The 13,157-nt window shown below is 56.8% G+C and carries 9 protein-coding genes, 1 other RNA gene and 1 pseudogene; 1 reads left to right on the top strand and 10 read right to left on the bottom strand.

The annotated features are described in order from the left end of the window. Window positions 1-208: 208 nt before the first annotated feature. The 10 genes and pseudogenes from C7476_RS03765 to C7476_RS03720 form a co-directional block, all read right to left on the bottom strand. The gene (locus tag C7476_RS03765; RefSeq protein ID WP_114428589.1) at window positions 209-1,657 is read right to left on the bottom strand and encodes a UDP-N-acetylmuramoyl-L-alanyl-D-glutamate--2,6-diaminopimelate ligase; all 1,449 of its coding nucleotides are present in this window, start codon (window positions 1,655-1,657) and stop codon (window positions 209-211) included. A 68-nt stretch (window positions 1,658-1,725) separates the two neighbouring features. Beyond that, window positions 1,726-3,465, bottom strand: coding sequence for a peptidoglycan D,D-transpeptidase FtsI family protein (locus C7476_RS03760; protein ID WP_114428588.1), 1,740 nt, complete (start codon window positions 3,463-3,465; stop codon window positions 1,726-1,728). Further along, on the bottom strand, window positions 3,465-3,923 hold the full coding sequence (ftsL, locus tag C7476_RS03755; RefSeq protein ID WP_114428587.1) for a cell division protein FtsL: 459 nt from the start codon (window positions 3,921-3,923) through the stop codon (window positions 3,465-3,467). The genes C7476_RS03760 and ftsL overlap by 1 nt, the downstream gene beginning before the upstream one ends. A 3-nt stretch (window positions 3,924-3,926) precedes the next feature. After that, window positions 3,927-4,958: a 16S rRNA (cytosine(1402)-N(4))-methyltransferase RsmH gene (gene rsmH, locus C7476_RS03750; protein ID WP_425373946.1), complete on the bottom strand. Its 1,032-nt coding sequence runs from the start codon at window positions 4,956-4,958 to the stop codon at window positions 3,927-3,929. After that, a pseudogene (gene mraZ, locus C7476_RS03745) lies at window positions 4,955-5,412 on the bottom strand (division/cell wall cluster transcriptional repressor MraZ). Before mraZ ends, rsmH begins: the two are co-directional and overlap by 4 nt. Before the next feature lie 388 nt (window positions 5,413-5,800). Beyond that, window positions 5,801-6,234: RNase P RNA component class A (gene rnpB / locus C7476_RS03740), an RNA gene on the bottom strand. A gap of 91 nt (window positions 6,235-6,325) precedes the next feature. Beyond that, on the bottom strand, window positions 6,326-7,075 hold the full coding sequence (locus tag C7476_RS03735; protein WP_114428585.1) for a lytic transglycosylase domain-containing protein: 750 nt from the start codon (window positions 7,073-7,075) through the stop codon (window positions 6,326-6,328). Window positions 7,076-7,288: 213 nt separating this feature from the next. After that, window positions 7,289-8,053 (bottom strand): peptidoglycan recognition protein family protein, encoded by a 765-nt coding sequence (locus C7476_RS03730; protein WP_114428584.1) that lies wholly within the window; start codon window positions 8,051-8,053, stop codon window positions 7,289-7,291. Next, window positions 8,040-8,759 (bottom strand): J domain-containing protein, encoded by a 720-nt coding sequence (locus tag C7476_RS03725; protein WP_114428583.1) that lies wholly within the window; start codon window positions 8,757-8,759, stop codon window positions 8,040-8,042. Before C7476_RS03725 ends, C7476_RS03730 begins: the two co-directional genes overlap by 14 nt. A gap of 150 nt (window positions 8,760-8,909) precedes the next feature. Beyond that, the gene (locus C7476_RS03720; RefSeq protein ID WP_114428582.1) at window positions 8,910-9,281 is read right to left on the bottom strand and encodes a hypothetical protein; all 372 of its coding nucleotides are present in this window, start codon (window positions 9,279-9,281) and stop codon (window positions 8,910-8,912) included. 240 nt (window positions 9,282-9,521) lie between these two features. On the opposite strand from C7476_RS03720, the gene C7476_RS03715 reads away from it, so the two are divergent. Then, window positions 9,522-13,157 carry a hydantoinase B/oxoprolinase family protein gene (locus tag C7476_RS03715; RefSeq protein ID WP_114428581.1) on the top strand — a complete coding sequence of 1,212 codons (3,636 nt, stop codon included), beginning with the start codon at window positions 9,522-9,524 and terminating at the stop codon, window positions 13,155-13,157.

Here is a 13,157-nt window from a genome sequence, read left to right as displayed (position 1 = left end):
GGTCGACGGGTTTGGCGAGGCCGATGTGTGTGCATCGGACGAAGCCGAAGCCCGAAGAATTTGGGCCAAATTCGCCCGGCCCTTTGGGTTTCCGGCTGGCGGACACCCACTTTGTCAGGCAGCTTCGTCCGATGGAAAGACATCGGCCTCGCCACCTTCCGCGTGGATTGTCTCGTCATCCGAGAAACAGAACGTGTGCAATATGGTCTCATCTCGCTCTCAGCGCCTCGGCAACTTCGACGTGATCAGAAAACGGGAGCACAACATCGCCGATGGTCTGGCCTTCTTCGTGCCCCTTGCCCGCAACGATCAGCGTATCGCCGGTCTTCATCATGGCGACGGCTTCCTGGATCGCCTCGCGGCGGTCTGCGATTTCGCGGGCACCGGGAGCGGCTGCAAGAATTTCGGCGCGGATGGTCGCAGGAACTTCAGAGCGCGGATTGTCATCGGTCACGATGACAACATCAGCAAGGCGCGTTGCGATTTCGCCCATCATCGGGCGCTTGCCCTTGTCACGATCGCCACCGCAACCGAAAACCACGATAACACGACCCGTCGTGAACGGCCGAACTGACGTCAGCACATTCTCGAGCGCGTCGGGCTTATGAGCATAATCGACATAGGCAGGAGCGCCATCTTCCGTCGCGCCAACAAGATCGAGCCGTCCCGGCGCACCCTTCAACCGCTCAAGCCCGCGCATGGCTGCTGCGGCAGGTACACCTGAGGCCATCGCAAGGCCTGCTGCGACCAGACCATTGGCCACCTGGAAATCACCAGCGAGCGGTAGTGTGATCTCAAAGATCTCACCGGCGATGTGCACTTCAACGTGCTGGCGGAACCGCTCGTGCTCGACCCGCTTCAGGGTGATGAAATCACCCTTCCGCCCAACGGTCAAAACCGTACAACCAGCCTGCTCTGCTGCGGCGATAGTGGGCTTTGAGAACGGATCGTCTGCAAAGATGATTGCCGGTGCGCCCTTGGGCAGAAGCTCAGTGAACAGCCGCAGCTTTGCTACATGATACTCCTCGACCGTCGCGTGATAATCCATGTGATCGTGGCCGAGATTGGTGAACGCTCCGGCAAAAAGCCTGACGCCGTCGAGCCGGCGCTGGTCGAGACCATGAGAGGAGGCCTCCATCGCCGCGTGGGTTACGCCCTCTTCCACCAGTTCGCGCAGCAATTTATGCAGTTCGACCGGATCCGGTGTCGTCAGCGAACCGTAGTCATCGCGCTTGGGTGAGACGACGCCAGTCGTTCCGATGCTTGCCGAGGCGAAGCCGGCCTGCGCCCATATCTGACGCGTGAACGATGCGACGGACGTTTTGCCGCTGGTGCCGGTAATGGCAACCATCACATCTGGCTGTAGTTTGTAGAAACTGGCGGCGGCGAGTGCCAATGTCCGGCGTGGATCATCGACATAAATGATGGGTACGGAGACATTGCCAAGCTTTGCTCCGCGCGATGCCACGATCACGACTGCGCCGCGTGCCACCGCATCGGCAGCATAGGCGACGCCATCGGCCTTCGAACCCTTCAATGCAGCAAACAGAAATCCGCGTTCGACCTGACGGGAGTCCGACGTCAGGCCACGGATTGTCTTCTCTCCGAGTTCAGAGATAGCCAAGGCTGGAATGCCGTTCAGATCTTTCAGTTTCATGGCCGGACTGGACCCATCTTCACTTTAAAAACCATCGAAAACGCGACGGTACGATTCGCGTTCTATCGTTATTGATCAAAATTAACCATCAATGGAGCGGATTCTTGTTCTTCGCGGAAATCAGGCTGAACGCCGAGGAATGATGCCGATCTGCGAATTATATCTGCAACCATTGGTGCTGCGTTAAATCCTGCCGTAGCGCCAACCTTGCCTTCCTCCGCTTTTGGCTCATCGACAATAGTCAGGACCACATATTCTGGCTTGTCGATCGGAAACGCTGCAACAAAGGCGTTGAAGCGCACGTCGCTCGAGTAGCGGCCATTGATCACTTTTTCCGCAGTACCGGTCTTGCCACCAACGCGGTACCCGGGAACCGATGCCCGGTTGCCGGAGCCACCGGAGCCCTTCTCAGCGTTCAGGCGATAAAGATAGCGCATATCCTCGCTGGTCTTTTCGCTCACCACCTGTTTTGCGACCTTGTTTGCCGCTTCGATAGTGCGGGGCAGGAACGTTGGTTCAATGAGCTTGCCGCCATTCATCAAGGCGGCTGCGCCAACCGCCGTCTGCAATGGTGTCGTTGCCATGCCGTGACCGAAGGCAATCGTAATGGAATGCACTTTCTTCCAAACCTTCGGTTCCATTGGCCGTGCGACTTCCGGCAATTCCGTCTGCATTCGATCAAGCAGGCCCATGCGATGGAGGAATGCACGGTGCCCCTCGATGCCAACAACGTCCGCCTCCTTGGCCGAGCCGATGTTCGAGGAGTAGATGAAGACTTCCGGCATGGTGAGAATGCGATTTTTCCCGTGGAAATCGCGGATCGTCTGTCGGCCGATGGTGATCGGGCGTCTCGCATCGAAGGTACTCTGCAGATTGACCTTGCCGGAATCGAGGGCCATCGCCGTGGTGAAACTCTTGATGGTGGAACCCATCTCGTATGTGCCGGCGGACATGCGATTGAGGTGGTCTTTATCCAGCGCATTGAACGGATTGTTCGGATCGAAATCCGGCGCCGAAGCCATCGCAAGCACTTCGCCGGTACGCACATTGATCACTACCGCGCCGGCCGCAATCGCACGGTATTTTTGCATCGCTGTGATGACCACATCGCGCACGACATGCTGGACACGCAGATCAATCGACAATTTCACCGGCTCAAGGGAGCGACCGTCGGCAAGACCGACATCGCGCAGGTCGGACAGGCCCTGTTCGTCGATGTATTTCTCCATGCCGGCAATACCCTGATTGTCGATATTGACAAGTCCAAGGATATGCGAAGCAGTGGGACCACCCGGATAGAAACGGGATTTCTCCGTGCGGAAGCCAATGCCTGGAATACCCAGCGCCATGATCTGGCTCTTCTGCTGCGGTGTCAGCCCGCGCTTGAGCCAGGCAAAGCCGGTCCCGCTCTTGAGGCGGCTATAGGTCTGTTCGAAATTGAGATCCGGCAGGACTGTCGAAAGCAATTCGATGGCCTCGTCCGGATCGACGATCTTGCGCGGCTCGGCATAAAGCGAGGCGGTCTTGATGTCGGTGGCCAGGACTTCGCCGTTGCGATCGAGAATATCGGGACGCGACGCAAGGACCGCCCCGGTCGGGCCATTATAGCCTGTCGTGTCTTCCTGCATCCCGTAATAAACCAGCCGCCCGCCGATGATCCCGTATATGCCGACGAAACAGGCTATCGCCATGACGACGCGATTGCGGGCGCGATTGCCCGATTTATTCTTTTTGGCGTCCAGCGCGAAAACAGGCGAGATACCCGTTACCAATTCAGCTTTCTTCTGTTTGATCCAGATCGCAGCCATCAATAGAGCCCCGCTGCCTTTGGCGCCGCAATCGGAACAATTCGCTTGGGCGGCTTTGGCGCCGCCTTCGGTTTGTTGATGCTGCCGGTCATGGTTGTGTCTGGTTTGATTTTCTCACCTGCATCCGCTTCGGTGATAATGTTCGCGACGTCATCCAAATCTTGCGAGACGGGTTTCGGCTGCGGTAATTCATCGATGTTGATGATCTGTTGCGCTTCCACCTGTTGCAGATCGAGCTGGCCTTGAAATGTCTCAACCAGCTTTTGCAGACGGTTCGGCTGGGTCAGCAGGCTCCAATCGGCCTTCAGCAGATCGATCGTATCCCTCTCATCCGTTATCATGCGCTGGAGCCGGGTAACCTGCGTCATCTGCTTTTCAGCATCGTGCTTGATCTTATAGGTCACGGCGGCCGCCAGGATCATCAGCCCGATCAAAATGACGTCGAATGTACGCAGCACGGATCAACTCCCCATTCTTTTATCAAAGAGAGATTGGGTTTCATGGAAAATCGGAAGATTGGGCAGGCCATAGATCGAATGATCTTCGGCCAGCGGCGGATTGTCTGTGCGGATGCCGGCTCTTAGTTTCGCCGAGCGGGCTCGCGGATTGCGAAGAGCCTCTGCCTCACTTGGTGCAACGATGCCCTTGCCGACCGGGGTGAAGCTTGCCAGGCGCTGTTCGAGTTGCGGCAGATGACGCGAGCCGCCGCCAGTACCTGAGCGATCGGAAAAGAAGCGCTTGACGATACGGTCTTCGAGCGAATGAAACGTGACGACGACGAGCCGCCCGCCAGGTTTCAACACGCGTTCAGCCGCATGCAACGCGCGTACGAGTTCTCCCAGTTCGTCATTGACGAAGATGCGCAGGGCCTGGAACACCCGCGTCGCCGGATGGATCGGCACTTTCGGGTTTCTGCCGACAAGCGCCTCGATGGCATTGGCAAGGTCGCGTGTGCGGGTGAAGGGTTCGGTCACCCGTCGCTTGTCGATCATACGGGCGATGCGCCCGGCATGGCGCTCCTCCCCGAGAAAATTGAAGATACGCGCCAGATCACCGATTTTCAGGCGATTGACGACGTCGGCGGCACTCGGACCGGTACTCGACATCCGCATGTCGAGCGGGCCATCCTTCTGGAACGAAAAGCCGCGCTCGGCCTCATCGATCTGCATGGACGAAACACCAATGTCGAGAACGATGCCATTCGGTGCACCGAGTAACGCGACCTGATCCAGTGTCGAAAAAGCACCTTGCACGAGGGTCAATCGCCCGGCATATTCCTTTTCCATGGCACGGCCGGCCTGGATAGCCGACGGGTCGCGATCAACCGCCGTTACGGAAGCGCCTGTTTCAAGGATGCGTTTGGTATAGCCGCCTGCGCCGAACGTACCATCGATGATCAGCTGGCCCTTTGCCGGCTGGAGCGCGGCAATGACTTCATCGAGCAGGACCGGAATATGACGGCCATTGCCCGCATCTGGCGAACTCGCCATCAGTTCTTCCCCGCGGTCAGATTTTCCTGACGGCGCTTTTCCGCCAGTCGCTGCCGGACCTTTGCCCGATGCGCTTCGAACCGGTCCGGGTGCCACATCTGAAAATGCGTGTTGGCGCCCGCAAAGGTCACATCCGATGAAATGCCCGTATGCTCGCGCATGAAATCCGTAACTGTTATCCGCCCATCCCCGTCCAGCTTCAGGAAACCGCCATCCGCGTGAAGATAAAACGACATGTCGTCCGCCGTCTCCGCGAAAGGATCCTCGCTGTCCAGATGATTGTCGAAGCGCGTCAAAAGTTCCGGGCCGCCTGCATCGAGCGCAGGCAGATGCAGAGAACGGAGCGCATAGAGTCCGTATGGCCGGCCGTCTGGATGATCGAACGAAAGTGCGCGGGAACGGACACCCGCCCCTTCGCATCGATCCTGTTCGTCACATGTCCGAGGAACCGGTTCAAAACGCAACTCCGCCGTTTCCGCCCCCTGGGCTTCGATCATCTCTACCTCTGTCTCGCTCTCCGATCGCTTCGAAGCGCGAGCCCCACCAATAGATGTCCAAGCACCGGCAATCTGAGCCGAACGCCAGCCTGGGCATGCCAAATCGTATTTCGGGAAACACCGTGTCGACTGAACGCTACTGATGAAATCAATCGATATCATGGGGCACTATGGGCGTCAATGGGATTACAAGACACAGAGTGGGAATGAGCCGCTATTCCGGCACACTTCCGGCGATTCTGAATTTATCGCTCATTAAGCTTAATGAAGAGTTAGGACTCTCGGATTAGTCGCAAATCGAGCGCGCACGACCGGACCGAACGAGTGCAGCGAAATCAATGAATTGAAAATGCCAGCTGGCCTGTAAGCCGGGTTCTGTATGGCTGGATTTTCATCCAACGCGGCAGCCATTCATCTTGGACGGATGTTGCCATCCGCCTCCTGCAACCCACCCGGACGACTGACCCGGAAACTGATCGCCGGACTTTCGCCCGGCACGCCGTCCCTATTCGGTTTTGCTCCCGGTGGGGTTTGCCATGCCGCCCCTGTTACCAGTTGCGCGGTGGGCTCTTACCCCACCCTTTCACCCTTACCCCGTCATTCCTTGCGTCCAATACGAGCCGTATGCGGCGCAACGAAAGACGGGGCGGTTTCCTTTCTGTGGCACTTTCCCTGGGGTCACCCCCGCCGGACGTTATCCGGCACCGTGTTTCCATGGAGCCCGGACTTTCCTCACATGCCGCCTTTCGGCGTATGACATGCGCGGCTGCCCGGCCAGCTGGCGATGCGTATAAATGCGTTTCGGAGGAAAAACGCAAATGAAAAAAGGCCGGAGACTTTCCGGCCTTGAACTCAACAGAGGTTTGACCAGCCTTACATGGAGGCCATTTGCAACTTCACCTTGCTGCAATAGTTGGCAGAAACCGGGTTCATGCGCGTAGCGCCATGACCGGCATTATAGCGCAGGATGGTGCCGCAGGTCGTGCCGTTACCGAGCTTGTGCGCGCCGGCAAGATACTTCATGCCCCACTGGATATTTGTTTCCGGGTTGTAGAGCGCTTGCCGCGAACCGGTATAGCCAAGGCCCCGCGCTGTCTCGAGCTTGATCTGCATCAATCCGATTTCACCGGCGGCGCCGGTCATGTTTGGACGATAATTGCTTTCCACCCTGACAACCGCGTTCGCCAGAGCAAAAGGGACGCCATAGGACGAGGCGTAGGAATTGATAATCGTCGAATAGTTCGACGATCCGATCGCTGAAGGGACACCACCCGTAGTCATTGTATCAACGCGGTTGATGGTCTCATTTCGAACGACGGTTTTGACCCGCGCTTTGGCATGAACCACCGGGCGTTTGTGGCTCGAGGCCTTTTTGCTTACCCGCTGCGACTTGATTGCGCTTTTCTTGACCACTGTCTTTTCTACACTGCGCTTACCTTGGGTCTTTGCCTGCACTGGCTTCGTAGACTTGTTAGCGGCTTTCTGTTTTTCCGCTTCGACTCGTTTTGCCTTCATGTAGTCGGCGAGGTTTGTCGGCTCCTTTGGAGCGCTGAATGCTGAATTTGTGCCGAAGAAGGCCATCGCCCCAAGGAGGGCGAAAATCATACCAAATTTTTTTGTCATCTTTTTCCGTCTAGAAGCTTGGGCCGCACGAACGTGCACGCCGGGACCGTTCCGTGCCAAAAAACACAAGGGCGATGCCCGGAACATTGGCCAAGGATTTGACGGCGCAATGCAGCCGAATATTGATCGGCCAAATAACTTTGTGTAACCCATTGAAATATATATGCTGCAGCGCACAAAGTCTATCGGGAAAAGACTTTTTCGTTCAACAACTTATGACGAGACCGCCGGCAATGCAGAAAGTAGCCTGTGCAGCGTTTCAATGGTCGATACGTCCGCTACTCCATCGACTTTTTCAGGGCGAAAGTGCCGCTGGAAGGCCAAAATGCCCAATTGTGTCGACGAACCGAAGACGCCATCAATAGGCACACCATAACCATAAAGCGCTAGCATTGATTGCAGGGCCTCGACAGGTTGCCCCTCATCGCCAAGCGAAAAGAACCTTCCGCCACGTACCGGCGAAGGGCCGACCCAATGGCCAACGCCCGCGTCGTAAAGCGCTGGCCAGGGAAATTTCTCGCCGGGATCGATCTTCCGCGCCGGCGCGATATCCGAGTGCGCCAAGACGTTCTCCGACCGGATGTGGTGGCGCGTCACGATACCCCTGCAAAGATCGATCAATGCCTTGATCTGCTGTTCGGGGAAATCCGGAAACCCGAGCAGCGGCCCACCGTTGACAATCTCGATTCCGATGGAACAGGAATTGATATCAGTCTCGCCTTTCCAGGAACTCTGCCCTGCATGCCAGGCGCGTTCGCTTTCTGGCACCATCTGTACGATACGGCCATTCTCGTAAACGACGTAGTGAGCGGACACTTTACTTTGTGGATTTGCCAGCCAGCTTTCCGCTGCCTCGCCAGTTTCCATGCCGGTGTAATGCAGGATTAGGATGGAGGGACGCTTGCCGTCTTTGCGCGGACCAAAATTTGGCGAGGCATGAACGTCAGCCCGCGGGTGGTCAGGCTCAAACGTGCTCATATGCCCTAAGGTCTTTTTCGACTTTATCCCAAGCTGCATTGATGGCGGCTATGCGCTGGTTGGCAATGGCGATGAACTCTTCCGGCACTCCGCGTGCCATCAGCATGTCCGGATGGTTTTCGCGAACGAGGGCACGATACTGCTTGCGTGCGGTTTCAAAATTGACGTCCCGTGGAAGCCCAAGAACGAGATATGGATCCGCCTGACTGCGACCGACATGCCGTGCCAATATGATATCGAATTTTTCCTCATCGATCGCAAATACCTCGGCAACTGTCCCGAGAAAAATCAGTTCCTCGTCGTGCAGGGCGCCGTCTGACTTGGCGATGTGGAACAACCCGTCAAGGATGTCTTCCAGCATCTTGCAGTTGGGCTTGCCCGAACCGCACAGCGACGCCAATTGCGCGGCGTAAGCTTCGTAGCCCGCCACATCCTGCTTGGCGAGGTTATAAAGGCGTGTGACCTGATCTTGATATTGTGGCGGCACATGGAAAATGTCGTTGAAAGCGTTGATCTCCACCTGCGTCACGACGCCATCGGCCTTCGCCATCTTGGCCGATAGTGCAATCATGGCGATGGAAAATGCCACGCGCCGCCGCGTTTCCGGATCGCCTTCGAAAGCAGTGCGCACAGCTTCGATGATGCTCGAAAAGGCATCGATCGCTGTACTGGTAATAAAATCGCTGATACGGCGCCAAATCGACATATATTCGTTTTATTCAAATTCTTTCGCAATTGCGAGAGCGATCGAGTGTCGAAAACCACGTTTTGCCGGGACCGGTTGACGCACGTATTTGCATGCCTTTGGCAAAGCGGCCAGCGCATGGCTGGCCGCTCCGTTTCATGGAATAGTCTCTCACTGAACGCCGAGCGCGTCCTTGATGGCCTTTTCTGCAGAGTCCGCAGCAGCCTTCACCTGATCCGCGGTCTGACCGGCTGCCGTCGCGGCATCCTCAGCCGCCTTGCGGGCAGTCGCGACTGCAGCCTGCTTTTGCTCAGCCGTCATTGTCGCTGCCTGATCCTTGATCTTCTTCAAGGTCTCTTCCGCGTTCATTGGCGCCGCCGGCGCTTCCGCAGCCGCGGGCGCTGGGGCGGGTGTTGGTGCTGGTGCTGGTGCGGGCTGTTCGGCTTTTGCCGGCGGCTGTTCAGATTTCTGCTCGCTCTCACCGCAACCGGCCAGCGCCAGAAGCGAAGCCGCTGCCAGCGAAACAACAAATTTGTTCTTCATAGTTTCCTCTCCGAAATTACTAGATGGCCCCTCGATCCCACCTTATCGAAAATAAGGCAAAGTTCGATTTTTGTTTTTGCTTTCGGTTAATTCCTGTGTGGATAACCATACATACGCAGAAAATTTAATCCAGATGCTGCAGCCGATTGCGCTTGCTAACCGGGCCTGTTTATTGTGGCAGGCGGCGCGCAAGCTCGCCGAAATTTTGCAAATCACCAATTTTGAGATCGGACGAATATTATGAGCGACAAATGGGATTTCTGGATCGATCGTGGCGGTACGTTCACGGACGTCATCGCACGTGATCCTGAAGGTGGTATACGAGCCCACAAGTTACTTTCGGAAAACCCTGAAGCGTATAAAGACGCAGCAATTCAAGGCATTCGCGATTTGCTTGGTGTCAAAAAGGACGACCCAATCCCTTCTCAGCGAATCGGAGAGGTCAAGATGGGCACGACCGTCGCTACCAACGCGCTCCTCGAGCGAAAGGGTGACAGGACGGCCCTCGTGATTACCAAAGGGTTTCGTGACGCATTGAAGATCGCCTATCAGGCGAGACCGGACATCTTTGCCAAGGAAATCATTCTCCCTGAACAGCTCTATGAGCGCGTGATCGAAATAGACGAGCGTGTCCGTACCGACGGAACAGTGGAAATCCTTCCCGACGCCGATCAAATCCGCGTCGCATTGACCGATATCAGGCAGGCGGGCATCGATGCCGTCGCGATTGTCTTTATGCATGCCTGGAACTATCCGGCGCATGAGCAAACAACGGCCAAAATTGCGCGCGAAATGGGCTTCGGCCAAGTCTCCGTCAGCCATGAGGTCTCGCCGCTGGCCAAGCTCGTTGGTCGCGGCGACACAACGGTTGTCGATGCCTATCTCTCGCCTATCCTGCGCCGCTACGTCGAGCACGTTGCGCGCGAGCTTGGCATAGAGGGCAAGTCTGATGACGGCCCCCGGCTTTCTTTCATGATGTCCTCTGGCGGTTTGACCGCGGCAGATTTATTTCAAGGCAAGGATGCGATCCTCTCCGGACCGGCAGGCGGAGTCGTCGGCATGGTTGAAACCGCAAAGCTCGCCGGTTTCGACAAGGTGATCGGATTCGACATGGGCGGCACCTCGACAGATGTCGCGCACTATGAAGGAGATTACGAACGTGCCTTCGACACCGAAGTGGCGGGCGTGCGCATACGCGCGCCGATGATGCGCATTCATACGGTGGCGGCGGGCGGCGGATCGATCCTGCACTATAGCGCTGGCCGGTTTCAGGCGGGCCCCGATTCCGCTGGCGCCAATCCTGGGCCGGCCTGCTACCGTCGCGGTGGCCCGCTCGCCGTGACCGATGCCAATGTCATGCTCGGCAAGTTGCAGCCTGAGTATTTCCCGGCGATTTTCGGTCCGGGGCAGAATGAGCGGCTCGACCACGAGGTGGTGGTCCAAAAATTCACTGCTCTCGCCGCAGAAATTGGTGAAGGCAAAACACCGGAAGAGGTTGCCGAAGGTTTTATCACCATCGCGGTCGAAAACATGGCCAATGCGGTGAAAAAGATTTCCGTGCAGCGCGGCTACGACGTCACCCGGTATCTGCTGAATTGTTTCGGTGGCGCAGGCGGCCAACATGCCTGCCTCGTTGCCGATGCACTTGGCATGGAAGCCGTATTGATCCATCCCTTTTCCGGCCTGCTTTCCGCCTATGGTATCGGCTTGTCGTCCATATTCGCCTCCCGCCAGCAGGCGTTGGTGAAAGCCTTGTCGCCAAACACATTGAGCGACATACGCCAGCTATCCGACCGTCTCTCCGGAACTGTCATCGCGGAAATCACCGAACAGCGCGTACCACCTGAACACATTATTTCACGCCCGATTCTGCATCTGCGCTATGACGGCACCGATACGACGATCCCGGTCGATTTCAGTAATTTCTCGATCGATGAAGCGCGTTTTGCCTTTGAAGCTGCACACAAGGCGCAATTTGGCTTCATCTACGACAACAAGGGTATCGTCGTGGAAGCAGTCGGCGTCGAGGGGTCCGATAGCCGCGGGCACAAGCAGATTGAAACCGAACAACTCCAGGACAATTCGGAGCCCGAGGCCGGTGAGACCTGCACCGTCTACACCGGAGGAGCCTTCCACGACGCTGTCACCTTCCCGCGCGCCAATCTCAGGCCTGGGCACAAGGTCAGTGGCCCGGCGTTGATCATCGAGACACATCAAACGATTGTCGTGGAACCCGGCTGGCAGGCGGAAATCACCGCGCTCAATCATGTTTTGATGCGGCGGATCGAAAAGAAGACACGCGCTGCAGCGCTTGGCACACAAGCTGATCCGATCATGCTGGAGGTGTTCAATAATCTCTTCATGTCGATCGCCGAGCAGATGGGCGTGACGCTGCAAAACACCGCTTATTCGGTCAACATCAAGGAGCGGCTGGATTTCTCCTGCGCGGTTTTTGATCGCCACGGCGCGCTGGTGGCCAATGCCCCGCATATGCCGGTGCATTTGGGATCCATGGATCGTTCTGTCGAAACGATCATCAAGTTAAATGAAGGCGATATCCATCCGGGCGATGTTTTCGCGCTCAACGCACCCTATAATGGCGGTACGCATCTTCCCGATATCACGGTAGTTACTCCGGTTTTCGATGACGCCGGCAAGAACATCCTCTTCTATTCGGCGTCGCGTGGTCATCATGCGGATATCGGTGGATCGGCGCCGGGTTCAATGACGCCGCTGGCGACGACCGTGGACGAAGAAGGAGTCTTGATCGACAATTTCCGTCTCGTTGAACGGGGCCGCTTCCGCGAAAAGGAACTGACCGAGCTTTTGACCAACCATCCATGGCCTGTGCGCAATGTTCACCAGAATATTGCCGATCTGAAAGCCCAGATCGCCGCCAATGAAAAGGGCGTAAATGAACTCAGGAAGATGATCGCTCAGTTCGGTCTCGATGTGGTCGAAGCATATATGGGTCATGTGCAGGACAACGCAGCCGAAAGTGTCCGCGGCGTTCTCGACCGATTGCCTGAGCATTCCGAATGTTCCTATGAGACCGATACGGGTCAGACGATCAAGGTCAAGATCACTGTCGACAAGCGCGAGCGCCGGGCGACCGTCGACTTCACCGGCACGTCGCCAGTGATGAAGAACAACTTCAACGCGCCAGAACCGGTGGCGCGCGCGGCAGTTCTTTATGTCTTCCGCGTCATGGTTGAGGGCGCGATCCCGATGAACGCAGGATGTCTGCGTCCGATCGACATCATCACTCCCGATGGTTCGATGCTCAAGCCTGCCTATCCAGCAGCTGTCGTGGCCGGTAATGTCGAGACGTCGCAGCATGTTACCAATGCGCTTTTCGGAGCGCTTGGTGCCATGGCGAATTCGCAAGGAACGATGAACAATCTGACCTTTGGCAATGATGAGTACCAGTACTACGAGACAATCTGTTCAGGGTCTCCCGCCGGCCATTTCAATAGTGGGGCCGGCTTTGCCGGAACCTCCGGCGTTCACACCCATATGACGAATTCGCGCCTCACTGATCCGGAGATACTCGAAATGCGATTTCCCGTCCTGCTTGAGGACTTTCACATCCGGGCAAATTCCGGAGGCATCGGGAAGTTCCCGGGCGGTGGCGGTACCAAACGCACCATCCGGTTTCTAAGGCAGATGGATTGCTCGATCCTTTCATCACATCGCAATCGTCCCCCAGAGGGCCTCGATGGCGGGGGCGACGGCGAGGTTGGCAAAACCGAAGTGCGCCGCAACGATGGAACTATTGAAACATTGAAGGCGTGCGACCAGACTGTGCTCGAGGCAGGTGAAGCCGTCATTGTCACAACGCCAACGCCCGGCGGTTACGGCAAGATCGGAGCCTGA

The sequence above is a fragment of the Phyllobacterium bourgognense genome, assembly GCF_003337575.1.
Classification (GTDB): domain Bacteria; phylum Pseudomonadota; class Alphaproteobacteria; order Rhizobiales; family Rhizobiaceae; genus Phyllobacterium; species Phyllobacterium bourgognense.
This window is presented reverse-complemented; position numbering and strand designations above follow the sequence as displayed.